Annotated in this window: 19 protein-coding genes; 7 read left to right on the top strand and 12 right to left on the bottom strand. The window is 71.0% G+C overall.

Going from position 1 to position 26,183, the window contains the following annotated elements:
* Positions 1 to 189: 189 nt before the first annotated feature.
* On the top strand, positions 190 to 738 hold the full coding sequence (locus tag GPA10_RS34645) for a DUF6082 family protein (protein ID WP_157168904.1): 549 nt from the start codon (positions 190 to 192) through the stop codon (positions 736 to 738).
* 341 nt (positions 739 to 1,079) lie between these two features.
* Positions 1,080 to 1,316: a hypothetical protein gene (locus GPA10_RS34640; RefSeq protein WP_058852591.1), complete on the top strand. Its 237-nt coding sequence runs from the start codon at positions 1,080 to 1,082 to the stop codon at positions 1,314 to 1,316.
* Positions 1,317 to 1,543: 227 nt separating this feature from the next.
* Here GPA10_RS34640 and GPA10_RS34635 read toward each other — a convergent pair whose 3' ends face one another.
* Complete coding sequence (locus GPA10_RS34635) at positions 1,544 to 2,800, bottom strand: citrate synthase/methylcitrate synthase (protein WP_246260305.1); 1,257 nt, start codon at positions 2,798 to 2,800, stop codon at positions 1,544 to 1,546.
* A gap of 120 nt (positions 2,801 to 2,920) precedes the next feature.
* Here GPA10_RS34635 and GPA10_RS34630 point away from each other — a divergent pair, with 120 nt between their 5' ends.
* From GPA10_RS34630 to GPA10_RS34615, 4 genes are all read left to right on the top strand, one after another.
* The gene (locus GPA10_RS34630; protein WP_246260303.1) at positions 2,921 to 4,204 is read left to right on the top strand and encodes a citrate synthase; all 1,284 of its coding nucleotides are present in this window, start codon (positions 2,921 to 2,923) and stop codon (positions 4,202 to 4,204) included.
* A 37-nt stretch (positions 4,205 to 4,241) separates the two neighbouring features.
* Positions 4,242 to 5,147: a ferredoxin family protein gene (locus tag GPA10_RS34625; RefSeq protein ID WP_343041647.1), complete on the top strand. Its 906-nt coding sequence runs from the start codon at positions 4,242 to 4,244 to the stop codon at positions 5,145 to 5,147.
* Between the two features lie 230 nt (positions 5,148 to 5,377).
* Positions 5,378 to 7,048: a sensor histidine kinase gene (locus tag GPA10_RS34620; protein ID WP_157168903.1), complete on the top strand. Its 1,671-nt coding sequence runs from the start codon at positions 5,378 to 5,380 to the stop codon at positions 7,046 to 7,048.
* Positions 7,045 to 7,722, top strand: coding sequence for a response regulator (locus GPA10_RS34615; protein WP_058852595.1), 678 nt, complete (start codon positions 7,045 to 7,047; stop codon positions 7,720 to 7,722). Before GPA10_RS34620 ends, GPA10_RS34615 begins: the two co-directional genes overlap by 4 nt.
* 230 nt (positions 7,723 to 7,952) lie before the next feature.
* Here GPA10_RS34615 and GPA10_RS34610 read toward each other — a convergent pair whose 3' ends face one another.
* From GPA10_RS34610 to GPA10_RS34595, 4 genes are all read right to left on the bottom strand, one after another.
* Positions 7,953 to 8,651 carry a response regulator gene (locus GPA10_RS34610; RefSeq protein WP_157168933.1) on the bottom strand — a complete coding sequence of 233 codons (699 nt, stop codon included), beginning with the start codon at positions 8,649 to 8,651 and terminating at the stop codon, positions 7,953 to 7,955.
* A 146-nt stretch (positions 8,652 to 8,797) separates the two neighbouring features.
* The gene (locus GPA10_RS34605) at positions 8,798 to 9,946 is read right to left on the bottom strand and encodes a sensor histidine kinase (protein WP_157168902.1); all 1,149 of its coding nucleotides are present in this window, start codon (positions 9,944 to 9,946) and stop codon (positions 8,798 to 8,800) included.
* 186 nt (positions 9,947 to 10,132) lie between these two features.
* A complete protein-coding gene (locus GPA10_RS34600) occupies positions 10,133 to 10,621 on the bottom strand; it encodes a CcdC protein domain-containing protein (RefSeq protein ID WP_157168901.1) in 489 nt (162 codons plus the stop codon).
* A gap of 458 nt (positions 10,622 to 11,079) precedes the next feature.
* Positions 11,080 to 13,203 carry a DNA gyrase/topoisomerase IV subunit B gene (locus GPA10_RS34595; protein ID WP_343041646.1) on the bottom strand — a complete coding sequence of 708 codons (2,124 nt, stop codon included), beginning with the start codon at positions 13,201 to 13,203 and terminating at the stop codon, positions 11,080 to 11,082.
* 441 nt (positions 13,204 to 13,644) lie between these two features.
* On the opposite strand from GPA10_RS34595, the gene GPA10_RS34590 reads away from it, so the two are divergent.
* A complete protein-coding gene (locus tag GPA10_RS34590; protein WP_058852598.1) occupies positions 13,645 to 13,875 on the top strand; it encodes a DUF7455 domain-containing protein in 231 nt (76 codons plus the stop codon).
* A 319-nt stretch (positions 13,876 to 14,194) separates the two neighbouring features.
* Here the strand turns inward: GPA10_RS34590 and GPA10_RS34585 are convergent, their stop codons facing one another.
* The 7 genes from GPA10_RS34585 to GPA10_RS34555 form a co-directional block, all read right to left on the bottom strand.
* Positions 14,195 to 15,025, bottom strand: a complete 831-nt coding sequence (locus tag GPA10_RS34585) for a serine protease (protein WP_157168900.1) — start codon at positions 15,023 to 15,025, stop codon at positions 14,195 to 14,197.
* 236 nt (positions 15,026 to 15,261) lie between these two features.
* On the bottom strand, positions 15,262 to 16,818 hold the full coding sequence (locus GPA10_RS34580; protein WP_157168899.1) for an RNA polymerase sigma factor: 1,557 nt from the start codon (positions 16,816 to 16,818) through the stop codon (positions 15,262 to 15,264).
* Between the two features lie 741 nt (positions 16,819 to 17,559).
* Positions 17,560 to 18,450, bottom strand: a complete 891-nt coding sequence (locus GPA10_RS34575; RefSeq protein WP_343041645.1) for a FadR/GntR family transcriptional regulator — start codon at positions 18,448 to 18,450, stop codon at positions 17,560 to 17,562.
* Positions 18,451 to 18,613: 163 nt separating this feature from the next.
* A complete protein-coding gene (locus tag GPA10_RS34570) occupies positions 18,614 to 20,929 on the bottom strand; it encodes an ATP-binding cassette domain-containing protein (protein ID WP_157168898.1) in 2,316 nt (771 codons plus the stop codon).
* A gap of 166 nt (positions 20,930 to 21,095) precedes the next feature.
* Positions 21,096 to 21,857 carry an NUDIX hydrolase gene (locus GPA10_RS34565; RefSeq protein ID WP_030563144.1) on the bottom strand — a complete coding sequence of 254 codons (762 nt, stop codon included), beginning with the start codon at positions 21,855 to 21,857 and terminating at the stop codon, positions 21,096 to 21,098.
* A gap of 118 nt (positions 21,858 to 21,975) precedes the next feature.
* Positions 21,976 to 24,084 (bottom strand): glycogen debranching N-terminal domain-containing protein, encoded by a 2,109-nt coding sequence (locus GPA10_RS34560; RefSeq protein WP_157168897.1) that lies wholly within the window; start codon positions 24,082 to 24,084, stop codon positions 21,976 to 21,978.
* A gap of 447 nt (positions 24,085 to 24,531) precedes the next feature.
* Positions 24,532 to 26,133 (bottom strand): DUF4192 domain-containing protein, encoded by a 1,602-nt coding sequence (locus GPA10_RS34555; RefSeq protein ID WP_157168896.1) that lies wholly within the window; start codon positions 26,131 to 26,133, stop codon positions 24,532 to 24,534.
* Positions 26,134 to 26,183 lie beyond the last annotated feature (50 nt).

Genomic DNA, 26,183 nt, shown 5'->3' with positions numbered 1-26,183 from the left:
GCACACATTGGGCACGGCGCAAGGATTTGTGAGCATCGTTTCCTTCCGTGCGCCTCCTCTCCGCCTCCCGACCGATCAGAGCCGCTCGGGCACCCTGGGAGACGGCAAGCGCCGCCCATCGCTCGCCGGTCCGCACCCTGTCGCCCCGTACCGACGACCGGCGGACGGTCGCCTGATTCGGGGGTTGACATGGTCACACAGAAACACTGGACAGGGGAGCTCCGCCCCGCGGCCCGGGTGGGGCTCGCCCTCGCGGCCGGGTGCCTCGCCCTCCTGGCCGCCCAACAGCGCAAATACGCAGAGCTCCGCGCACAGGTCGACCGGGCGGAGCGCGCCGAGTGGCAACGCGCCCTGATGGCGGAGCAGCAGGAACTCCAGCTCTATCTGCTGCGCCAGGCGATCGAGGACCCGGATCTCGCCGCGGTCTACAGCATCGCGGAGGCCGAGTCGCCGACCCAGCGGCGACAGTTCCTCTTCGCCAACGCCCTCTACACGAACACGCTGCTCGCCTACCGCAGTGGTGTCGTCAGCTGGGAGGAACTCCACGGCCATCTGCGCTGGATATGCACCAACCAGATATTCCGCCAGTACTGGCACGCCACCCGCCACCAGCGGGCCAGCCTTCAGGACTCCTCCGACGAGGCCCGGGTGGGCCGGATGACGGACGCCCTGATCCGCGATCTGGACGAGGCCGACACCGACGAGTGGTGGGTGGTGGGCGAACCGCCGCCGGAATAAAGGCGGATATGGAGAAATAGAGCCGGAAATGGCAGCCCGCCACAGAGGCGCGGTGCGGTCCCGGAGCGTCGCACCGCGCCATGTCAGCACGCCACACCACGTCCTGTCGGCATCCCGCGTCACAGCAGTGGGCGTCCCGCGTCACGGCGGTAGGCGTCCGGGTCACGGCCTGTCAACGCGCCGCCGGGCAGCCTGTCACGAAGGTGCAATAAGGAGGGGCTAACCTGTCCCCCGCCCGTCGTCCACAGCATGGGGGCGGGTGCTGAAGCATGCCCGTATCGCGGGACGGCAGCCACCGTCGGTGCGGCCGCCCCCATCAATCGTCAAGGACCGGGATCAACTTGAAGATCGTGCGCCGCATCGGTGCGTCACCACGGGAACGTGGCAGTCTCGCCGGCGATACCTGCCCCGACATCTTCGAACTCGCCAATGGCGACTTCGCCGTCATCGGGACAGAGGCCACCGCGGCGCTCGACGGCGAGCTGCCCCCGGACGCTGCCCGTGCCGCCGACGAACGCATCGTGATCATCAGCCGCGAGACACTCGTCCGCGCGAAGGCGGACATTCCCAACAGCTGAGCCACGGCGCGGAGTGACGACCGGCGCTCACCGTGCCCTCTCCGTCGAGGTCCTCCACCCACCCCGTCGAGGCCCGCCTCCGGATGACGCACCCTCCGCCCGCCCCACCGAACTTGCACCCGTGAGGCCCGATGCCCGATCGGCACCGGGCCTCACGCCTGCTCCGACCACCTGCGCGGAACCCTGACCCGCAGGTGAGGGCATTCCGAGCCGTCCGCGCGCGACCTTCAGGCCGTCGGTTCTTCCGGCACAGGCGCGGTGACCTGCACCGCCGCGCGTACCGGCACGGGCACCGCCGCAGGTACCGGCGCGGGCACCGGCACGGGCGGAACCGGCCCCGCATAGCGCGCCGCCGGCCGGATGATCTTCGAGTCCTCCGCCTGCTCCAGGACGTTGGCGCTCCACCCGACCACGCGCGCCGACGCGAAGGTCGGTGTGAACATCTCGCGCGGCAGCCCGCACAGCTCCATGACCACGCCCGCGTAGAACTCCACGTTCGTGTGGAGTTCCCGGCCCGGCTTGAGCTCCGCGAGGATCGCCTCCACCTGCCGCTCCACCTGGACCGCGAACTCCACCAGCTCGCCGCCGAACCCCTGCGCGATCTCCCGGAGCATCCGCGAGCGCGGGTCCTCCGTGCGGTACACGGGGTGGCCGAAGCCCATGATCCGCTCGCCCGCGAGGACCCGCTCGCGGATCCAGGGGTCGATCCGGTCCGGGGTGCCGATGGCGTCCAGGGTGTCCAGGGCGCGGCTCGGCGCACCGCCGTGCAGGGGGCCGGAGAGCGCCCCGACGGCACCCACGAGGCACGCGGCGACGTCCGCGCCGGTCGAGGTGATGACCCGAGCGGTGAATGTTGACGCGTTGAAGCCGTGATCAATGGTGGAGATCAAGTATTGCTCGATGGCGCGGGCACGATCCGGGTCCGGCTCCGAACCCGTCATCATGTACAGGTAGTTGGCCGCGTACGGAAGGTCGTCCCGGGGCTCCACGGGGTCGAGGCCGAGGCCGAGCCGGTACAGCGCGGTGAGCAGCGTGGGCACCACGGCGGAGGCGGCGAGCGCGTCCGCGCGGCGCCGGTCGCCGTCGGTGTCATACACCGGACGGAACCCCTTGGCGGCACCGAACAGCGACAGCGCCGAACGCAGCCCGGCGAGCGGTCCCGAGAGCGCACTGGCGCGCGCGATACCGGGCAGTGCCGCTCCCACCTCCTCCGGGAGGTGCCGCAGGGCGGCCGTCCGCCGGGCGAAGTCGTCCCGCTGCGCGGCATCCGGCAGTGAGCCGTGGAACATCAGGTGCCAGACGTCCTCGAAGCTGCGGGTCTGCGCGAGCTCCACGGCGGAGTACTGGCGGTAGTGGTAGAAGCCCTCGCGCCCCCGGACGTCGCCGAGCTGCGTCTCGGTGACGACGACTCCCGCGAGTCCGCGTGGGACCTCGACGGGAGCGGCGGGGGTAGCGGGGGCGACGGCGGAGCCATTGATCGGCATGTTCTTCCTCTACTTCCTCCCTGGACTTGATTTGACTGTCCATGCTTGACTGAATGCCTGTCAATATTGATTGAATCAATATGTAAATCCAGCTGTCGAGGCACGGATACGGTGACGCCCATGACGGATCAGGGAGCGGGCCGCAGGATGTCCGCGCGCGAGGACGGGCGGCTCAGCACCAAGGAGGCGGCGGAAGTACTGGGCGTGAAGCCGGAAACCGTGTACGCCTACGTGAGCCGCGGCCAGCTCGGCAGCCGCCGCGGCCCCGGCGCGCGCGGCAGCACCTTCGACCCCAGAGAAGTGCAGGCCCTGGCCCGCAGGAACAGGCGCGAACGCGCTGCGGTGACAGGAGCCGACGAGCTGTCCGTACGCACCCGCATCACACTGATCGAGAAGGATCGCTACTACTTCCGCGGGGTGGACGCCGCCGAACTGGCCCTGCGCCACACCTACGAAGAGGTCGCCGAGTGGCTGTGGACGGGCATACTGCGGCCGGGAGTCCATTTCACGCCCCCTCCGGAGCCGGCCGGCGCCGCCCGCCTGGCCGTACGCGCCCTGCCGGAGCACTGCGGCCCCACGGACCGGCTGCGGGTGGCGGCCATCGCCGCCGCGGCGGCCGACCCTCTGCGTTTCGACCTCTCCGAAGAAGCCGTCATCGGCACCGCCCGCACCCTGATCCCGACGCTCGTGGCGGCCCTGCCGCCGGTCCAGCCCACCCACCGCGACGGAGGCCCCCTCGCCGGGCGGCTGTGGGGCCGTCTGAGCGGCCGCCAGCCCGACGAGGCCTCCCTGCACGCCCTGGACACCGCGCTCGCGCTGCTCGTCGACCACGACCTGGCGGCATCCACGCTGGCGGTGCGCGTCGCGGCGTCCGCACGCGCCCACCCGTACGCGGCCGTGTCCGCGGGCCTGGGCGTCCTGGAGGGCCCGCTGCACGGCGCGGCGAGCGGCCTCGCCCACCGCATGCTCCTGGAGGTCCTGGACCGCGGCACGGCGGCCCCGGTGGTCGCGGCCGAGCTGCGGGCGGGCCGACGCGTACCCGGACTCGGCCACCGCGTCTACCAGGGCGAGGACCCGCGTGCGAGGGCACTGTTCGGCCTCCTGGAGACCATGCCGAAGGCGGGCCCGGCCCTCGCGGCGGCCCGCGACGTCGTGGTCACCGCCGCCCGCCACACGGACCTGCACGCCAACGTCGACCTCGCGCTCGCCGTCCTCACCGCGTCGTCCGGCATGGCCGCCGAGGCGGGAGAGACGATCTTCGCCGTGGCGCGCACGGCGGGCTGGATCGCGCACGCCCTGGAGGAGTACGAGGAGCGGCCGATGCGGATGCGCCCCGTCGGGCAGTACGTCGGCGAACGCCCGCCGCGGCACCTGCCGGACGTGTCCGACCTGCCGGGCGAGTGAAACGGCCCAGGCCGGACGGCAGGTTAGGCTCACCTCCGTGAGTACGTGCGCGACTGCCTCGCGAGGCCTGAACGAACCCCTCGCGGGCACCGCGGCCACGGCGAGGACATGGCTGCTCCTGGAACAGCCGGGCCCCTGGGGCGCCAAGGCGCTCACGTCCAGCCATCTGGATCCGGACGTGGGGCGCGCGCTGGAGCGGGCCGCCGACGCGACGGGGGTGCGCGTCGCCCTCATCCGGCGCCCGGGACGCCACGCGGACTGCGCCGCCTCTCCGCGTCATCAGGTGTACGTCGCGCACACCGCCCCCGGCAACGCCTGGCTGCGTTCCCACGTGGTGGACGCGCCGCGGCAGTTGCTGGACCTGGACTTCGCGGCGCTGGGCGCGGGCGACCACGGCGGTTTCGGCGCACCGTACACCGGCGAGCCGCTGGCCCTCGTGTGCACCAACGGCAAACGCGACCGCTGCTGCGCGCTGCTCGGCAGACCCCTCGCGAGCGAACTCACGGCCTCCGGGGAGGAGGGCGTCTGGGAGATCACTCATCTGGGTGGTCATCGGTTCTCGCCCACGTTGCTCGTACTGCCGCACGGATACGCGTACGGCCGTACGGCGGCGCACACCGTCAAGGAGATCCTGCAAGGCGTGCGCGACGGGCGCGTGATCACCGAAGGGTGCCGGGGCAGCTCCGCCTGGGACCGTCCCGGGCAGGCGGCCGAACTCGCGGTGCGCAGGGCCGTCCGGGAAGAGGCCGCAGGGGTCCTGAGCATCGTGCACACGGCGGGCGGCGCACCCCGCTGGGAGGTGACGGTCGCCCACGCCGACGGCCGGCGCTGGCGGGTCGCCGTGGCACAGGGCACCTCGCTGCCGCCTCGCGCGGAGAGCTGCGGAGCGGCGCCGGGGACACCGGCACGGATGGACGTGGTGGCGGTCCGCGAGATCGCGTGACCGCACCGGCCGTCGGCGCCGGCCCGGGGCGCCCTCACAGGCCACCCGGTCGTGCCGGGCTCCCCGCCGACCGGCAGAGCCCGACCCCGAGCCCGAGCCCGACCGACAGGGCTCGAGCCCGACCGACAGAGCCCGACCGGTAGAGCCCGACCGGTAGAGCCCGACCGGCAGGGAGATCCACGCCACACCGGCGTCGGAGGCGGCCACCCATCGCCGTACCGTTCGTACACATGAGCCCGAACCGCCCTGCCCGACGACTGCGCCTCGGCCTGCCACGGCGCGTCTTCTCGCAGGTCCTGCTGATGCAGGTGGCGATCGCCGCCGGGGTTGCCGTGCTCGCGACGGGGCTCTTCCTCGCGCCGCTGAGCGCCCAGCTGGACGACCAGGCCATGCGCCGGGCCCTCGCCATCGCGCAGACGACGGCGGCCCAGCCGGGGATCGCCGAGGACCTGACCTCGACCCGGGCCTCGGTCGACGGACCGGTGCAGGCCGCGGCGGAGCGGATCAGGAACGCCAGTGGCGCCGAGTACGTCGTGATCATGAACAAGCAGGGCGTGCGCTGGTCCCACACCGACCGCGACGAGGTCGGAAAGGTCGTGTCGACGGACCCCAGCGACGCGCTCGCGGGCCGCGACGTCATGGAGATCGACAACGGTACGCTCGGCCGCTCCGCGCGCGGGAAGGTGCCGCTGCGGGACTCGGGCGGCGAGATCGTGGGCGCCGTCTCCGTAGGCATCGAGTACGACAGCGTGCGTGCCCGGCTGATCCACACGATCCCGAGCCTCTTCGCGTACGCGGGCGGAGCCCTGGCCGCCGGTGCCCTCGCCGCGTATCTGATCTCCCGCAGGGTGCACCGCCAGACACGAGACCTGGCGTTCTCCGACATCTCGGCGCTGCTCGCGGAGCGTGAGGCGATGCTGCACGGCATCCGGGAGGGCGTGGTCGCCCTGGACCGCGGCGGCCGGATCAGGCTCCTCAACGACGAGGCGCAGCGCCTTCTGGGGCTCGGTGCGGAGGCGATCGGGCAGCCGCTGGAGGCGGCGCTCGGCGAGGGACGCACCACGGACGTCCTGTCGGGCCGTGTCACCGGCACCGATCTGCTGACCGTCCGCGGCCGGCGCGTCCTGGTCGCCAACCGCATGCCCACGGACGACGGCGGCGCCGTCGCGACCCTCCGCGACCGCACGGAACTGGAACAGCTCGGCCGGGAACTCGACTCCACTCGGGGGCTCATCGACGCCCTGCGCGCCCAGGACCACGAGCACGCCAACCGCATGCACACCCTGCTCGGCCTGCTGGAACTGGAGATGTACGAGGAAGCCGCGGAGTTCGTCGGGGAGGTGGCGGGCGCGCACCGCGTGACCGCGGAACAGATCACGGAGAAGATCCACGACCCGCTTCTGTCGGCTCTCCTCGTCGGCAAGGCCACGGTCGCGGCGGAGCGCGGCGTGATCCTGTCGGTCTCCGACGACACCGCTCTGCCCGACCGGCTCGTGGACCCCGGCGGCCTCGTCACGATCGTCGGCAACCTCGTCGACAACGCCCTCGACGCGGCGTCCGGTCTGCGGCCCGGAGCTACAGGCGTCCGGCACGCGCGCGTAGAGGTCGCTTTGCGTACCGAGGGTCTACTAGGACGCACGGTTGTCCTTCAGGTCCGCGACACGGGACCGGGTGTACCTGTGGAACAGCGTGAGTCGGTCTTCACGGAGGGCTGGTCCACCAAGGAGCCGCCCGCGCACGGGCAGCGCGGGATCGGCCTCGCCCTGGTGCGCAGGCTCGCCGAGCGGCAGGGCGGCAGCGCACGGGTCGCGTCGGCGCCCGGTGGCGGCGCCGAGTTCACCGTCGTACTGCCCGAGGGGCTCGCGGAGCCCCGTCCGGTCGCCTCGGAGGAGACGCGATGATCGAAGTGCTGGTCGTGGACGACGACGTGCGCGTGGCGGACGTCAACGCGGCCTACGTGGCGAAGGTGCCCGGTTTCCGGGTGGCGGGACGCGCGCACAGCGCCGCACAGGCGCTGCGGCTCGTCGAGGAGCAGCCGGTCGACCTGGTGCTCCTCGACCACTATCTGCCGGACGAGACCGGTCTCGCCCTGGTCCGGTCGCTGCGCGAGCGCGGCCACGAGACCGACGTGATCATGGTGACGGCTGCGCGCGACGTGGCCACCGTGCAGGCCGCGATGCGCCACGGCGCCCTGCAGTACCTGGTCAAGCCCTTCTCGTACGCGGGGCTCCGCGCCAAGCTCGACGCGTACGCGACGCTGCGCCGCACCCTCGACGGGGGCGGTGAGGCGGAACAGGCCGAGGTCGACCGCATCTTCGGCGCCCTCTCCGCCACACCCGCGCCCGACCTGCCGAAGGGCCACTCCCCCACGACCGCGGAGCTGGTGCGCAGGGCGCTGATGGCCGCCGAGGGGCCGGTCTCCGCCCAGGAGCTCGCGGAGGACACGGGGTTGAGCCGGCAGACCGCTCAGCGCTATCTGAAGCTCCTGGAGCGCACGGGGAGGGTACGGCTGAGCCTGAAGTACGGCGACACCGGCCGCCCCGAGCACCGCTACGTGTGGTCGTCCGTTCTCTGACCGGCCGACATCACCGTTGCCCGCCGGTCAACATCCGGACGACGGCTCGTCGTACCACGGGTCCCTGAGATCGCCGGGCCGATCTCGCCCGGCCTGGCGGCCGTCGTGCTTCTCCACCGAACTCTCCTTGACCGCGGCCCTTGTCCGGCCGCGAGCCCAAGGATGGGCAGAGCAAGAAGATCGCTGGCTGCGCTCCTTCCGCTCTTCACCCCATCAGGTGAAGGACACACTCACCCGCGGGTTCTCCCCGGAGGCTGCGCGAGACCGTGTCGGTAGGCGTAACGCACCGCCTGCGCCCGGTCCTTGAGGCCTGCCTTGGCGAAGAGATTGTTGATGTGCGTCTTCACCGTGGCGGTGGATACCTGAAGCTTCCGTGCGATCTCCTGGTTCGTCATTCCCTCCGCGATCAGGGCGACCACTTCCGTCTCCCGCGTCGTCAGACCGTCCGGCGCCTCCACCGACCGCGTGACCGTCTCCGGCTCCGACAGGCGCTCCAGCAGCCGCCGTTGGATCCTCGGTGACAGTCCCGCTTCCCCCGAGAGCACATCCTCCACCGCCCGGACGATCTCCTCACCGCCCGCGTCCTTGGTGAGATAGCCCCGCGCCCCCGCCTTGAGCGCCGGGAACAGCGAATCGTCGTCGACGAACGTCGTGAGCACCACGACCTGCGTACCCGGATACTGCGAGCGGATCCGCCGCGTCGCCTCGGCACCATCGACACGTGGCATCCGCAGGTCCATCAGCACCACGTCCGGGGCGAGTTCGGCCACGAGCCGCACCGCCTCCTCCCCATCACCTCCAGCCCCGACGACCTCGATTCCCGGCAGCAGCCCCAAAAGCATCACGATCCCCTCACGCACCACGGTCTGGTCGTCGACCACCACCACCCGCGCGGGTGCTCTCCTGGCACCTCCGCCGCCCGCACCCATGCGGTCCGCCCCGTCCCTCACCACCGGCCAGCCCCCGGTCGCTGCCCCTGCTCCGGTCTCGCCCCCGACACCTGCACCGGCACCGGTCCCGCCCCGGGCACCAGCACCGGCACCGGCGGCACTTTCGGGATGTCCGTCGTCCACGGTCACGTCGGCACCTTCAACCGCACGACGAAGCCTTCCTCTCCTGGCCCTGCCTCGAGCGAGCCCCCCAGCAACTCGGCCCGCTCCCGCATTCCCAGCAGACCGTATCCGGCTCCGGAAGCGGTGATCTCACTCGGCGCACCACCCGAATCCCGTACGTCCAACGTCACTTCGCCCTCCCCGTACGCAAGGCACACCGTCACCTTGGCCCCCTTCGCGTGCTTGCGCACATTCGTCAACGCCTCCTGGGCGACCCGGCGCACCGTCTGGGACGCCTCGGCGGTCAGCGGTCTCCGCTCTCCCGCCACAGCGACCGAGGCTCCGTCCGATGCGACCAGCTCACGCAGGAAGTCCTCGACCGGCGTCATCTCCCCGCGCAGCGCGGACAAGGCCTGCCTGGTCTCAGCCAACCCTTCCGACGCCATGGACCGCGCCGCCACCACACGCCCGAGGATCTGCTCCCGGTCGCCGCCCCTCTCGATCAGCAGCCGAGCCGCCTCCAGGTGGACGAGTTGGGCCGACAGGCTGTGTGCCAGCACGTCGTGGATCTCCCGGGCGATCCGCGCCCTCTCGTCCAACGCGGCCGACTCCGCCTCGGCCGATCGCGCTGCCCGCTCCTGGTCGAGGAGTCTCTGGGCGTTCCCGCGTGCCTCCGCGTCGAGCCGCAGCGCATATCCGGCGAGAGCGAGCCCGGCGGTGACGGCGGCTGTCGTCGGCCAGGGATCCTCGTTCACCGCCGCGAACGCCCCCAGGGCCAGCGCCGTGACGACGACGGCCGCTCGGAGGGGCAGGCGCTCCAGCGCGAGAATCGCCCCGGCGCACCACATCACCTCCGCAGGGATGTCGAACCCCGTCCCTCGTGCCAGCAGACCGGCGCCGAGAACGATCCCCAGGGCCCCCAGGGAAAGCCACAAGCGCTGCTCGAGCGTGACGCGGAAGTACACCACGACGGCTGCCGCGCAGACGGCGATCACGACCAGCCCCAAGGCAACGCTCCACCCCGGCGCTCCCCCACGGAAGAGCGTGGTCCACACCAGCAGGCCGAGCAACGCCCCTCGCACGAACCAGGTGATGAGTCGCCGTATGCGGGTCGCCCTGTCGCCGGCCAGGGCCTCCCGGGAGGGCCAGTCCACCCAGGTCTCACGCGTCATGGGGGCTCCTCTCCGGTCGGCGCGGCCAGCTTGTCGGCCGGTCGCCCGCTCGTCCTTCGGCCGCGCGTGGTCTGGCCTGCCTTTCGGCCATGTGTGGTCGGCCCCGTCCTTCGGCCACGACTGGTCGAACCGGCCCGGCGGCCACACGTGGGTCGGGAAGGTGGTCGCGTCGGCTGGAGTGCCCCGTCACCGTACGCCGCCCGCGAGTGCCGGAGCCGGGCGCAGACCCTGGGCCCGCAGTTCCAGTAGGCCCGCGCGCACCAGCAGCGAGGCGGCGAGGGCGAGGAGCAGTGCCCCGCTGGCCTGGTGGATGCCTATCAGGAGGCCCATGCCCATGAGTCCGAGGCGCGCGGCCATGCCGACGACCCAGACTCCGGCAGTGGCTTTGGTGCCCCGTGTCCATACGGAGCCGTCCTGCTCGGTCCAGACACGGCTGGTCCGGGCCCAGGCGACGCCCATGAGGAGGCCAACGAGCACCTCACAGGCGAGCAGCGTGATGGAGGCTGTCTCGTGCCGGGTGTCGACGAGACCGGAGTCCGTGACCGCGGCATAGGCAAGCACGGCGGGCACCAGCCACCAGCGCTTGGATCGCGTCATGCGCTGCGGCTTCGTCTGGCGTATGACGACGAGCACTACAGCGGCGAGGATCAGCAGCGCGTTGGTGAACCCAGGCATCACGGCCTCCGATGGCGTGGCGTGGAAGGCGAAGTACGACGCCTTCGACGCTACGGAACCGGCCCGGTCAGGAGATCGGAGCGTGGGTGGATCACGGGTGGAAGATGTGTCTCCACCCGAGGGTGGAGACACATCGCGCACGGCCTACGTCGGACCACGGCCGACGTCAGATCGCGGCAGGCGGCAGGCGGCAGGCCAAGGCTTGCGTCACGCCGCAGCACGCGTCAGACCACGACCTACGTCAGACGCACCGACGCGCCCACGCGCCTACCGGAACTTGTCGCACCGACGCACCGACGCACCGACGCACCGACGCACCGACGCACCGACGCACCGACGCACCGACGCACCGACGCACCGACGCACCGACGCACCGACGCACCGACAGGAACTTGTCACACCAGCGCACCGACAGGAACTTCCCGCACCGACAGGAACTCCCCGCACCGGCGAGCACATCACGCGTCGATGCGGGAGCGGTCCAGCGTGGCGGCGGAGCTGGTGATGAATTCCTTGCGGGGGGCGACTTCGTTGCCCATCAACAGGTCGAAGACCCCTTCCGCGGACTCCAGGTCGGAGATGTTGATCCGGCGCAGCGTGCGGAAGCGGGGGTCCATCGTGGTCTCGGCCAGCTGGTCGGCGTCCATCTCGCCGAGGCCCTTGTACCGCTGGATCGCGTCCTTGTACCGCACGCCCTTGCGCTCGAATTCGAGGAGGGTGTCGCGCAGCTCGCGGTCGGAGTAGGTGTAGACGTACTTGTCCTGGCCCTTCTTGGGCTGGACCAGCTCGATGCGGTGCAGCGGCGGGACCGCCGCGAAGACCCGGCCCGCCTCGACCATGGGCCGCATGTACCGCTGGAACAGCGTCAGCAGCAGGATGCGGATGTGCGCCCCGTCGACATCGGCGTCGACCAGCAGGATGATCTTGCCGTAGCGGGCCGCGTCGATGTCGAAGGTACGCCCCGACCCTGCTCCTATGACCTGGATGATCGCCCCGCACTCGGCGTTCTTGAGCATGTCCGACACCGAGGCCTTCTGCACGTTCAAGATCTTGCCGCGGATCGGCAGCAGCGCCTGGAACTCGGAGTTGCGGGCCAGCTTCGCGGTGCCCAGCGCCGAGTCACCCTCGACGATGAACAGCTCGCTGCGGTCGACGTCGTCACTGCGGCAGTCGGCCAGCTTCGCCGGCAGCGACGAGGACTCCAGGGCGGTCTTGCGGCGCTGCGCCTCCTTGTGCTGACGGGCGGCGATGCGCGTCCGGGCGGCGGCGACGATCTTCTCCATGACCGCGCGGGCCTGCGCCTTGGCGTCACGCTTGGTGGAGGACAGATACGCCTTGAGTTCCTTGGCGACGACCGTGGCCACGATCCGGTTGGCCGCAGACGTGCCGAGGACCTCCTTCGTCTGCCCCTCGAACTGGGGCTCCGCCAACCGCACGGTCACCACCGCGGTCAGGCCCTCCAGGGCGTCGTCCTTCACGACGTCGTCCTCGGCGACCCGCAGCAGCTTCTGGGTCCGCAGGACCTCGTTCACCGTTTTCGTCAGCGACCGCTCGAAACCGGTCACGTGCGTGCCGCCCTTGGGCGTGGCGATGATGTTCACGAACGACTTGATCGTCGTGTCGTAGCCGGTGCCCCAGCGCAGGGCGATGTCCACGCCGAGCTCACGGGTGACCTCGGTGGGTGTCATCTGCCCGTGCTCGTCCAGGACGGGGACCGTCTCCTTGAACGTGCCCTGCCCCGAGAAGCGCAGCACGTCGCAGACGGCCTTGTCCTGCGCGAGGTATTCGCAGAATTCGCTGATGCCACCGTCGAAGCGGAAGGATTCCTCGCCCTTGGTGCCGCCTTCGCCGAGACCGTACTCGTCGCGTACGACGATGGTCAGGCCCGGCACCAGGAAGGCCGTCTGACGCGCGCGCTGGTGCAGGTTCTCCAGGCTGAGCTTGGCGTCCTTCAGGAAGATCTGGCGATCCGCCCAGTACCGCACACGGGTGCCCGTGCGGGTCTTGGCGATCCGCTTGACCTTGCTCAGCCGTGCCTTCGGATCGAAGGGTGCCTCCGGACCGGCCTTCGAGAACGCCCCGGGGACACCGCGGCGGAAACTGATGGCGTGCGTGTGTCCGGCCCGGTCCACCTCGACGTCCAGCCGAGCCGACAGGGCGTTCACCACCGAGGCTCCCACGCCGTGCAGACCGCCGGAGGCCGCGTACGAGCCGCCGCCGAACTTTCCACCGGCGTGCAGCTTGGTCATGACGACCTCGACTCCGGAGAGCCCGGTCTTCGGTTCCACGTCGACCGGGATGCCTCGACCGTTGTCCCGGACCTCCACGGAGGCGTCGTCGTGGAGGATGACCTCGATGTGGTCGCAGTAGCCGCCCAGGGCCTCGTCGACGGAGTTGTCGATGATCTCCCACAGGCAGTGCATCAGGCCACGGCTGTCCGTGGACCCGATGTACATGCCCGGACGCTTGCGGACCGCTTCGAGCCCCTCCAGGACGAGCAGGTGCCGCGCGGTGTAGTTGGAACCGTCCCGGTCTGCTCCGGTCAGCAACGCTGTGGACGGCACGGACGTCTCGGCGGTCACGCGGTTCGCTCCTCGCTGAATTTCAAGGGAGGCCCTTTGGGGTAAGGGCTCGGCTTCTGGTGCCCGTCAGAGGGTACCGAGGCCTGGTAGAGCCGTTGGCACGCCACCCTCGGCTCAGCCCAGACTAAACGAGAAGCGTACGAATGTTCGATCCCTCGATGGAGTGAAGCACACATCACGTTCCCTTCCAGGCATGAACCATTTAGGCTCCGGGCACGTCCTCATGAACAACCGGCAAGCCAGCCGGCGAGGACCTGACCTGACAGACAGCGCGAAACCGTACGACACGTAAGACACGCAATACGGCACATTCGCCGCCAACCGGCAGCAGACAGCCTCCTCGGAAGAAAAATTCGAGGAAAAGCCACGAGCGGGAACGTTTTCGGCCTGGTTGGGTGTTGACCCTGGTACGACAGCTCGTCGAGCTAGAGAAGAGGCGACGTGACTACTGTTCTGACCCCCGCGAGCCCCCTGACGGCCGCTGACCGCTGCGACCGCTGCGGCGCCCAGGCGTACCTGCGCGTCGTCCTGGTCAGCGGCGGTGAACTGCTCTTCTGCGCCCACCACGGTCGCAAGTTCGAGCCGGAACTCAAGAAGATCGCCGCCGAGATACAGGATGAGACGGAGCGCCTGACCGCAGCACCGGCCAGTGCCTCCGAAGAGGAACGCTGACGCCTCGCACCCACGACGAGCGAGCGGCGGGCCACCAAGCCTGCGAGCGGGCGGCTGCCCCTGTTAATCCAGGGACAGCCGCCCGCTCTCTCGTTCCCCGGCACCGGGGAGCACCGGGGGACCGGCATCTTTCAGCCGTCGAGCGCCAAGCCGCGAGGCGACAGGCCGCAGGGCGCAAGCCCGCATGACGCAAGCCCGCAAGGCTCCAAACTGTGGGACGCCGAACCGTGAGGCGTCAGACACTTTGCGTCACGCACCGAGCGCCAGACACGGTGCATCAGACACGGTGCGTCAGGCACAGTGCGCTTGGCGCCGCCCCTCAGGCGTACCGTTTCATCACTCGTACGACCTCCGAGATTCGCGTGTACACCCCTGGGCTGCCCGCACGGCCACAGCCGTCTCCCCACGACACCAGGCCGATGAGCTTGCTGCGGGCCACCAGCGGCCCGCCACTGTCGCCCTGACAGGCGTCCCGGCCGCCCTGGATCTCGCCCGCACAGACCATGGACGCGGGCGTGTAGGTGCCATCCGCACTCCCCGGGTAGGCCTCCTGGCACTCCTTGTCCGCGAGTACCGTGACATCGGCCGCATGCAGCGACTGGGCGTAGTTGCCGCGTCCCGTAGTGTCACCCCAGCCGTAGACGGCCGCGCTCGTGCCGGGCTTGTAGGCCGCGTCACCCGCTCCCGCAGCCCGGATGACATAGCTCTCCGGGAGCGGCTCCGCCAGGGTCAGCGTTGCGAAGTCACCGGAGTTGGTGGAGGCCTCGTACTCCGGATTGATCTTCACGTTGCTCACCGAGATCTCACTCCCCGCGTTCGTGGCCAGGTCCTCACGGCCCGCGATGACCTTCAGGTCCGACACCCGGCGGAGCGGTACGCCCAGAACTTCCTTGCTCATGCAGTGCGCAGCCGTGAGGACCGTCGAGCGCCCGACGACGACACCGCCGCAGAACTGACCCGACCGGGTACCCCCGAACCGGTCACGGCTGGAGAGGGCCACCACCCATGGACTGTCGGCCACGCGCACCGGCTTGCCTCCGACGACGACGCTGTCGGCCGCCACAGGGGCCGGGGAGGCCAGGGGCAGCGCGGCTGCCGCAGCCCCCAGGGCCGCCGCTCGCGCGAGCGTTCGGACGATGGGACGACGCATGCGATCTCCTCACTCTGGGTTGCAATCGCACACCTAGAGTCAGTCACCACTCCGCACCCCGCACGTGCGCCACGCAGGTGGGGGCGCGCACGGGCGACGGGACGTCGCTCCCTGGGCTCATCGATGCTCACCGAGGCTCACGGGCACACACGAAAGGCCCGCAGGCTCCTGTAGGGGAGCCCGCGGGCCTTCTCACGGCACTGTGGCTACGGGGCCTCCCCCACAGCCGGTTCGGATCAGTCCAGGTAGTCGCGCAGGACCTGCGAGCGCGACGGGTGCCGCAGCTTCGACATCGTCTTCGACTCGATCTGCCGGATGCGCTCACGCGTCACTCCGTAGACCTTGCCGATCTCGTCGAGGGTCTTCGGCTGACCGTCGGTGAGACCGAACCGCATGGAGACGACGCCCGCCTCGCGCTCGGACAGGGTGTCGAGGACGGAGTGCAGCTGTTCCTGGAGGAGCGTGAAGCTGACGGCGTCGGCCGGGACGACGGCTTCGGAGTCCTCGATGAGGTCACCGAACTCACTGTCGCCGTCCTCGCCCAGCGGGGTGTGCAGGGAGATGGGCTCACGGCCGTACTTCTGGACCTCGATGACCTTCTCCGGGGTCATGTCGAGTTCCTTGGCCAGTTCCTCCGGGGTGGGCTCGCGGCCCAAGTCCTGGAGCATCTGACGCTGCACACGCGCGAGCTTGTTGATGACCTCGACCATGTGCACCGGGATACGGATGGTGCGGGCCTGGTCGGCCATGGCGCGGGTGATCGCCTGACGGATCCACCAGGTGGCGTACGTGGAGAACTTGTAGCCCTTGGTGTAGTCGAACTTCTCGACCGCGCGGATCAGACCGAGGTTGCCCTCCTGGATGAGGTCCAGGAAGAGCATGCCGCGGCCGGTGTAGCGCTTGGCCAGGGAGACCACGAGGCGGAGGTTGGCCTCCAGGAGGTGGTTCTTGGCGCGGCGCCCGTCCTCGGCGATGATCTCCAGCTCGCGCTTGAGCTTCGGCGCGAGCTTGTCGGCGTTGGCCAGCTTGTCCTCGGCGAACAGGCCCGCCTCGATGCGCTTGGCCAGCTCGACTTCCTGCTCGGCGTTGAGCAGGGGGACCTTGCCGATCTGCTTCAGGTAGTCCTTGACGGGGTCGGCGGTGGCGCCGGCCGCGGCGACCTGCTGCGCGGGAGCGTCGTCCTCGTCGTCGTCGGAGAGCACGAAGCCCTGTGCGCCCTCCTCCGCGGGCTCGCCCTCGCCGGGCTTGCCGACTGCGGGCGTCTCCTCGGTGACCTCCTCGTCCAGGAGCTCACCGGCGTCCTTCTTGGAGGCGGTCTTCTTGGCCGTCGTCTTCTTGGCGACGGTCTTCTTCGCGGCGGTGGCCTTCTTGGCCGTCACCTTCTTGGCGGCGGCCTTCTTCACGGCCGTGCCGTCTTCGGTGGCGGCTTCGGCGGCTACCGACCTCTCGGGCGCGGTGGCGGCAGCGGCCGGCCTCGCCGTGGTGGTCTTGGCGGCGACCGTCTTGGTCGCGGTGCGCTTGGCAGGACTCTTCGCTGCGACGCTTTTGCGGGGGCGCTTCGGCTCCGCGGCACTGACCATCAGCGTCACACCCTCTTCCTCGAGGATCTGGTTGAGGCTGCGCAGAACGTTCTTCCACTGAGTGGCCGGGATCTGGTCAGCTTCGAAGGCACGACGAACGTCGTCGCCGGCGATCTGCCCATCAGCCTTTCCCCGCTCGATGAGCGCCATGACAGAGACGGATTCGGCGATCTCCGGCGGGAGCGTACGGGATGTGCTGGCCGACACGAACAACCTCTCGGAACGTTGGAAAACGGCTTCCGGCCCCGTCCACTGTGGACCGGAGCCGACGACCGACGGCTGGGGATTGGGCCGACGGCGCGGGCGGGACCGTGGAGCTCGCACAGCGCCGTGAACGACGGCTGTATTCCCTCCTCGGCTATCACCTCTTAGGTCATCGCGCTGTCAGTAAGAGCGTTACGCCCAATCTACGTGGCCCGAGTCACACCTCGTAAGCGGTCAAAAGCAGATAGATACGGTCAGAAGCGACGAGAGTCCCCTCATCATCAGCCGGTCGGGCGAGTACGTCGACATGGCGTGTCGTGCTGCCGCCGCGTAGGCGTACGTACGCGGGGTCGTCACCGGAGTGTCGGAGTCCGGGCGCGGAGCCACCGGGTGCCACCAGTACCACCGGTGCCACCGGATTCCATACGTCCGCATGCCGTGCGTGCGTCAGCAAGCCGTGCGTGCGTCCGCGTGCCGTCCGTCCGCGTCATCAGCGCGGCCACGTCAGCGCGTCCGCGTCATCAGCGTTCCGGGTGCCCGTGTCACCAGCGTTCTGAGTGCCCGTGTCTTCACCGTTCCATGCCTCCGTTCCATACCTCCGTGTCGTCGCTCCCACGTCCGCCGCCCGCCGGGACCCCCTGGCCCCTTGCGAGGCGGGGGTCCGGCGACACGGACGACGTCATCGGGTGACGGAGCAGCGAAACGATGCTGCGCGGCGTGCGCGACGTGCTGCGCTGACGCGGAAGGCGGTCAGTGCTCGCGGGGCGCCGGCACCACGCGCTCCACTTCCGGGTGGACCGTGAGCAGCTGGCGCATGGCGGCTTCGGCGCCGGGCCCGTCGCCCGTGGCGAGGGCGTCCACGATCCGGGAGTGGTGGACGAGGGACGCCTCGTTCGGGCGGTCACAGCCGGTGACGGGCCCTCCGGAGACTTGGAGCGCGGCCGAGACGATGCCGGACAGGTGCTCCAGCATGCGGTTGCCTGCGACCTGGATGAGCAGGGAGTGGAACTCGGCGTCCGCGCGGGAGAAGGTGATCGAGTCGCCCTGGGCGAGCGCGTGGCCCATGATCTCGACCATGTCCGCGAGCCGCTGCTGCACCTCCTCGCGGCCGTGTCCGGCGGCGAGGCGCGCGGCCAGCGGCTCGATGGTCCACCGCAGCTCGCTGAGCTCTCGCCGCTGGTCGTCGCGCTGCGGGCCGAACGCCCGCCATTCGATGATGTCCGGGTCGAGCAGGTTCCAGTCGCTGACCGGGCGTACGCGCGTGCCGACGTTGGGCCGGGCGCTGACGAGGCCTTTGGCCTCCAGTACGCGCAGTGATTCGCGGACGACGGTGCGGGAGACCTCGAACCGCTGGCCGATCTCCTCCGGCACCAGTGGACGGTCTGCCCCCAAGTCGCCGGAGACGATCATCTGTCCGAGCTGCTGGACCAGTTGTCCGTGCAGCCCACGGCCGCGGTTGCCGGCTGCTCGCCGACCCACACGGCCCAGGTCCTGTTCCATGCCTTCCCAGGCGGGCGCCACCACGCGGTCGGCGCCGGGCGCCTCCGCGTAGGGGTAGCGGTCGAGGTCGCCCGTCGGACCGGCGAGGCCGGACTCTGCGGAACGGGCGGTGGTCATCATGGTGTGCGCAAGGGTACTCACGGATTCAGTTGTCGGCGCGGCTCTCAAGTCCCTTGAGGTCTTTGGTGAAAAGCACACGAAAGGGTGATCGCTTACCTCGCTGCAATTGACGCCTTATCGGAAAGAAGCCGCCCCTCACCGGAGAGTTGCGCGCAATGCGGGAACGGATGGCAGCAGATTCCCGTCAGTGGGCCCTGCTTCGCGTGGCAGTGAGCAGGAAAGCGCAGAGCAGCACGGTGACCGACAACGTCAGGGCGCTGCCGACAGGTTGAGCGAGCATGCGGACCACCCCCGCGACATAGCGTTCGATCCCGAAGGGCCACTGCACCAGTGCGAGGTCCCGCAATCGCTCCGGCAGACCGGCCGCGGATCGCACGGTCGGACCCTCCAGCGCCTTCTGCGCGAGAGGTACGACGACGATCGGCACCGCCAGAACCGCGGCAAGGCCGGCGGTCGTGGACCGGAACACGCCCGCCGCCAGCACACCCGCCCATGCGCAGCCCACCACCAGGGCCATCCAACTCACGCTCGAAGAAAGCCAGTCGGCGGGAACTTCGGTGAGCTCCGGTCCGTATACGAGATGCAGCAGCGCGGCATCACAGGCGATGGTGAGGACGGCCAGGAGGAGGGCGGTGGCCGCGGCCACCGCGAGCTTCGCCGTGAGCAGCCCGAGGCGGCGCGGGACGGTGCCCCGGTCCGTGGCGAGGGCGGGGTGGCGGAACTCCTCACCGAAGGCAAGCGCCCCGAGCAGCCCGGCGCCAAGGGCCGCCGGAGGCAAGGGAAGTTCGAGTGGCCATGCGGCCAGCAGACGGTGCTGCGGCGTGTGACCGCTGCGGGCGAGGAAGACACCCATGACCGCGGACAGGGCGAGGGCCGCCGCCACCGTCAGATATGCGGTACCGACGCCGCAGACACGGCGCAGTTCGTACCGGATGGGGCGTAGCGGACTACGCGCGGCACGGACCGCGATGGGGGGCGGCAAGAGGGAGGACGGCTGTGGTTGACCTGGCCGGGGCGTGAGTCCGGGCACGGACGTGGGCCTTGACGTCGGCTCGGGCGTGGACGCGGGCCCGGACGCCGATACGGGCCCGGACGCCGAGGCAGGCACAGACACCGGTTCGGGCCCGGACGCCGGCGCGGGGTTCCGGCCCTCGGACGGGGCGTCGTCTTCTGCAGGGAACGCTTCCGGAGGGAACAGGGGGATGAGTCGGTACGGCGCTCCATCCGTGCGGACGGAGGCGGCCGTACCCGCCGAATCGGCCGGGCGTCCAAGATCAGGGTCGGCCGGACGCGCAGGATCGGCCGGACGTTCGGACTCGTCGAGGCATGGGGGCCCGTCTGGGCCCTCGGGCTCGCCGAGGTCGGCGGAGCTGCCCTGCCCGGCACCTCCAGTCGCATGGTCCGGCACGGCTTCTCGACCGGGCCCCGATGCGCCCGGCGTGCACTCCGGCACGGACTTCTCGCCCGAAGCACCGAGGGCGCGCGACGCAGCGGTTTCCGGCGAGGGCGCCGATGGGAGTGCGGAGGCAAATTCCGATACGGATACGGATACGGGTGTGCGTGCCAGTGCGAGGGCCGAGTCGGGCCCGGTCCGCTCCCTCGGCGTCGGCCCAGGAGTCGGCGGAGGCCCCGCGGTTCCGATCTCGTCGGCGAGTCGATGGACGAGGATTCCGTGCCGGAACGCGGCTTCACCGACCTCCGCGCAGGTGCTGCCGTACACCGAGAGTCTGTTGCCGTCCTCCTTCACCACCTCGACGGATCGGCGGCGGGCGCGGGCCTCCTTGGCCAGTAGCGCACCGAGGCGCGCCGCGTGCGGGGTGCGCACGACGACGCGGGGGCGCAGCCGGGTGCGGGCGAACTCCGATGCGTCCTGGTCCGCGACGACGCGTCCGGCATCGAGTGTGACGACCCGGTCGGCGGTCCGGGCGGCTTCCTTCGGGTCATCAGTGGAGTACAGGACGGTACCGCCCTGTGTGGCATGCGCCCGCAGCAACCCGTGCAGCCAGCCGCTCTCCTTTGCCGAGAGTCCGTTGGTAGGGCCGTCCAGAACGAGCGTGTGCGGGTCGGCCAACAAGGCACAGGCAAGGCCGAGCCTGCGGTCCATGCCGCGCGAGAGGCTGCCGAGGCGTTCCTGCCGGAGGCTGACGAGTCCGACGGCTTCCAGGACGTCGTCGGCGCGCAGAACGGGCACACCGACCGCGGCGCAGAGCATGCGCAGATGCCCTCGCACCGTGCGCGCCGGATGACCGGGCACCTCACCGAGCAGCACACCCACCTCCCTGGTGGGATGGGCGATGCGGTGCAGGGGGCGGCCCCTGAAGTAGGTGACCCCACGGCCTTGTTGGAGTTCGAGCGCCAGTCTGATCACGGTCGTCTTGCCCGCGCCCGCGGTGCCGAGCAGCGTGGTGACACGGCCCGTGCGCGCCTCGAAGGACACGTCGTCGACGGCAGGCGGGAGCTCCTGGCGTGGATTGCTGGTCAGTCCGGTGGCCTGGATCATCGCTTCTCTCGCCGGATGTGTGACCGCTCGGCGGCCGGGGCGGGTCCGCCGGATCGGGGACGGACGAACCCCGTGGGTACCAAAGCAAGATAACGCGACATTTCCGGCTTTTCGCTGAGGGTGTGAGCCGTGGGTGTCAGCCGGCCCTACACGACCGCACGCACCCTCAGACGTCCGGGCGCAGCATGGGCGGGTTGAGGAGCGTGGCGCCGCCCGCCCGGAACAGCTGCGCCGGACGGCCGCCCTGGCGCGTCGTCGTCCCTCCCGTCGGGACGAGGAAGCCGGGTGTACCCGTCACCTTGCGGTGGAAGTTCCGCGGGTCGAGCGCGACGCCCCACACCGCCTCATACACCCGGCGCAGCTCGCCCACAGTGAACTCCGGCGGGCAGAACGCCGTCGCCAAGGACGAGTACTCGATCTTCGAACGGGCGCGCTCCACTCCGTCCGCCAGGATCTGCGCGTGGTCGAACGCGAGGGGCGCCACCTGTTCTCCCTCGCGGCCGTAGCCGCCCTGAGTGAGCAGGGCGTCGACCGGTGCCCAACGCGCACTGTTGGCGTCCCCGCCCGCACGTGGCGCCGGCAGATCGGGCGCGAGGGCGAGGTGGGCGACACTGACCACGCGCATCCGCGGATCACGCTTCGGGTCGCCGTAAGTCGCCAGCTGCTCCAGATGCGCCCCGTTGACCTGAACGGGACTCTCCGGATCGTGTGCGCACAGTCCGGTTTCCTCCACCAGTTCACGCGCCGCCGCCGCGGACAGGTCCTCGTCGACCCGCACGAATCCGCCTGGCAGTGCCCAACGCCCCTGGAAGGGCGACTCCCCGCGCCGTACGGCCAGGGCGCACAGTGCGTGGCGGCGCACGGTCAGCACGACCAGATCGACGGTGACAGCGAAGGGCGGGAAGGCCGACGGGTCGTAGGGCGACATGCCGCGATCATAGTCGTCTTCCTGACGATAAACACCTCCTGCGCCATCTGCTTCCAGCCCTGTTTCCCGGGATCCGCCCGTCCGGTCCGCGCCGTCCTCCACGCCGCCGCCCAGCACGTCACACCCCCAACTGCAGTCCGTCGGCGGCCTCCTCGACCATGGCTAGGCCCAGCCTGCTCACGCGCACCGAGAACGGCTCTCCCGCCACCCGTAGCGCCGTCAGGCCTAGCTCGCCCAGGGGTGCGCTGCGCAGGGGGCGCAGCGTCACCGTGCCCGCCGGCACGTCCGGGCGGATGCCTGCGACGAGGGTCAGGAGCTGCACCCCGGCTGCCGCGCCCACGGCGGCCGGGCGGCATGCCGCCGGGTGTGGGAGGGGCGCGCCGCCCTCCGTCCGCTGTTCGCCCGCATACATCTCGGGGAGCCGGTGACCGAAGGCATCCGCTGCGGCGAGCACACCCCGCAGCAACGCGCCCGCCTCCTTCTCGTACCCCGCGGCGGCCAGACCGGCGACAGCAACCGCCGTCTCGTGCACGCGCACCGCCCCGCTGCGGTGCCCGAACGGGTTGTACGCCGCCTCTTTGGCCCCCAGGCCGCGCAGCCCCCAGCCCGAGTCCATGACAGGGCTGCCTAGGAGCCTGGCGACCTGTTCCGTCTGCACCTTGTCGAGCAGCCCCGGGGCGAGCGCACCGCCTCCGAGCAGTCCCGTGTCCAGGAGGTGGGCCGCGCTTCCGGTGCGGAACGACAGGGTGCGGCCGTCGGCCAGGCGTGCCGCCGCCGGTCTGCCGCCTGCGCGGTCCGCGACCCAGAATTCTTCCCGGAACCGGCCGCGCAGCCGTTCCGCCCACCGCCGCAGCTCTGTGCCTCCCTGGCGTCCATGCGCGTCGAGCAGGTCGGCACCGAGCAGTGCCGCGCGGTGCGCGTGGGCCTGGGTCTCGCAGCGAGCCGGCCCGCCCGGGTGCGGGTCCTGTAGGTAAGGGCTGTCGCCCACCGCGTCGAGGAGCCAGCGCAGGCACCGCTCCGCGGAGGGCAGCAGCTCCGCCATCTCCGCTTCCGGCATCCCCCAACGCCAGGCCTCGGCCAGCAGCACCGGGAAGAGCAGGGTGGCTTCGACTCCCGTGCACCCCGGAGGCAGCAGCGGTCCGGCGTTTCGCAACGGCCCCGGGATCATGCCCGTGCGCGGTCCCGCCTTTTCGAGCCGGGCGCGGGCCAGGGCCCGCAGTGTGCCGACAGCGAGCCTCGTGCCGAGCGGCAAGGTCATCCGCGCGGCCGTGAGTGCCTCTGCCGGGGCGAGACCGCAGCGCCACGGTGCCCCGGCCGCCACATACACATCCGCGGGGTGCGCGGGGTCCCGCAGGAGCAGTGCCCGCAGGTCCGCCACGGAGGTGTCCAGAAGATGCCGCACCGTAGGCTCGTCGCCCACGGCCCGTGCGGAGGCCAGCGGGCTGCTCGCGCCGTGTCCCGCCGGCCGCACCGGTCCGCCGCCCCGGGGCCGGATGCGCAGCTCCACGCTCTGGCTGCCTCCCGGGGGCAACTGCATCTCCCAGCGCAGCAGCCCTGCGGAGGCCAGCGCGTCCGTGGGCGCCGGGACGGCGGTCACCACGCAGTGCCCGGCTTCCGAGGACCAGCGCATGCCCGCGTCGTGGACGCTGGCGGGGAGTTCCGGTCCGGCTCGGCCCGCCGCCACCGCTCCCAGTTCCGCGAGGTCCGTCCCGAGCGACACCTCGACGGGCAGCCTCAGGGGGCGGCTGGCCGCGCTGCGCAGCGTGATCCTCTCCGTTCCGTCGGCGTGCCTGGTCCGCTCCACGACGACGTCCGGGTCGGGGCCGCCATCCGTCGACGGAAGGACGGTCGCCACGAAGCGGGCGCTGTCGGCCGACAACATCCGGGCCTGGATCGCCACCGGCTCCCGCCCCGCCACGCGCACCTGGCAGCGCGACAGCATGCGCCTGCCCGCGCGGTAGAAGCCTTCGAGACCGTGGCCGTTCAGCTGACCCTGGTCGGTGGAGACAGCCAGTGCCGGCAAAGCCACGCAGACCAGCGAGGCATGCACGGGCGGCAGTGCTCCGGGGCGGCGTGCGGCAGATGCCGGAGCCTGGCTTGCAGACGGGCGCCGGGTACCCGGCGTGGGCGACGGGCGGATGCTGTCGAGCTGCCCGCTGTCGGGCTTCCTCGGCTTGACGGAGGTGCCGGACCGGCCGAAGACGGAGGGCAGGGCGGGAACGTGCATGGGGCAGCCTCTTCTGCGTTGTCTGCGCTACGGAGACTCGGTCGCAATGCAACGGCGCGACCCGGACGTGGGTACCGCCACTCAGGTGAACGGTTCCGGACCGTCCCAAGTCACGCTCGTGCCTCCGGAAGCCGCCCATACGGCCGTGTGACCTCTTGATGGCCGCGGCTGCCCACCCCAGAGCGGACTTCCACGCACGGCGCCATAGGTCCCTGCTTCCTGGTCGCTTCTCGCGACTGATTCGCGTGTCGCGACTGACTCGCGTGCCATGGCTGTCTCGCGTGCCACGGCTGACTCGCGTGTCGTGACTGACTCGTGTGCCACGGCTGTCTCGCGTGTCGCGACCGGCCGGTCGTTTTTCGCAGTTCAGCCGTGCTTCGCGGCTCAGGGGGCGCGCGTCACCCTTCATCGGTCGCGCGTCACCCTTCACCGATCGCGCGTCGCCCCTCATCGATCGCGCCGAGTGTCTCGCCGGGCCGCAGGCCGTCGGTTCCGCGGGGCCGCTCCGGCCCCACCGGCCGGGCGCGACGCGCGTGCGGCAGGGCGTGGCCCACGCCGACGCCCCGGGGAGGCGGAGCCCGGGCTCCCGTCCGCCGCGGGTTCGGCCTCGGCCACGGCGCTGGAGCCCGCGGGGAGGCTGAGGGCGGACCCGGTGATGGAGGTGGTGGGTGAGGCGGGTGAGGTGGGTGAGGCGGGTGCGGTGACTGAGGGGGCGGGGGCAACCGGGGGCGGAGCGGCTGAGGCAGCGCCGACCGGTAGTCCGGCCCCGTCCGCCGCGGAGGACCCGGTCATGAGGTCGTCGGCCAGGGGGGTCGACTCCCGCTGTGTGCGCTCGCCCCGCAGGATGCGGCGGATCGGTTCCGGGTCGCCGTCCGCGCCGCACGTGGGGTGCAGCAGCAGAGCGAAGGTGTAGTGCGGGTCGGCACGCAACGCCATGGTCAGCGCCTCCTGGCCCTCGATCACGTCCCCGAGCGACCAGGCCACCCAGCCGGCCAGGGTCAGGGGTGCTGCCGCGTGCTCATGGAAGGGGCCGACGCAACGGCGGGCGAGCGCCCGCCAGAGCCGCAGGGCCGAAGTCGCCACCGGGCCCTCCATCCACTCGGCCGCCCGGTCGCGCGTGGTGCGGTCCTGGAGGCCGAGGATCAGCGCGGCGGCTTCGTCGTGCGCCAGCAGTTGGTCGTCCTGGAGGTCCGCCTCCAGGAGGTCGGGCTTGGGACAGGCCTCCGCGAGGCGGTCCATCAGACGGCGGGCGAGGCCGAGGGTCTCGTCGGCGATCTCGTCATGGCCGCCCTCGTCCAGGATCCGTGGCACCAGGGCGATCGCCGCGGCGTGCAGAGCGCTTTCCTGGGCCGCCGCGGCCGCGGAGCGCCACGGGGAGAGCCGCGCCCGCAGCGCGCCCTGGTCCGGGCCCATTCGATGACCTGCGTACGCCGTGGCGGCCGCGAGGACCGACGTGCCCCTGGGGAGCAGTGGCGCACCCTCCGCGGGGCAGCATCGCTGGTCGGGGCAGCAGTAGGTCCAGAAACGTCCGTCCGAGACGCACACCACCTCCAGGACCGGGACATCGAGCTCCCCGCAGGCGGTGCGGAGACTCTGCGCCAGCGGCCGGAGGTGCTCCATGACCTGTCGCCCAGCCCCGTGCGAAGCGTCCCCGGCGAGCCCCGAGTTGTACCCGGCGAGCCCGGAGTTGCCCCCGGTGAGTCCGGAGGTGTCCCTGGCGAGCCCGGAAGTGCCCCCCGCGGGCCCTCCAGGCTCCCGGCAGAGGAAGGCCACGATGCCGTCCGGCCGTGACTCACGCCGCTCGCAACCGCTCACCAGGCACTGCGCCAGTTGCTCCGCGACGGACGGCCAGTCCTCCGCGCGGTCCGGAATACCGAGTCGCACCCGGCCGCCGAACCGGCCGCGTGGGCCGTGCAGGGCGATCAGGACGACACTGTCCTCGGGCTGGAATCCGAGCAAGTACGGCAAGGCGTCGGCCAGCTCGGCGGGGGTGCGCAGGGTCACGACGGTGTCGGCGGACTGCTCGGCTGATTCGCTGTGATTCGTCATGCGCCGACTCTGCACCGGAAGCACACCCTCCGGTTGAGCCTGTGGATAAC

The organism is Streptomyces typhae, from assembly GCF_009755605.1.
GTDB lineage: Bacteria > Actinomycetota > Actinomycetes > Streptomycetales > Streptomycetaceae > Streptomyces > Streptomyces typhae.
This window is presented reverse-complemented; position numbering and strand designations above follow the sequence as displayed.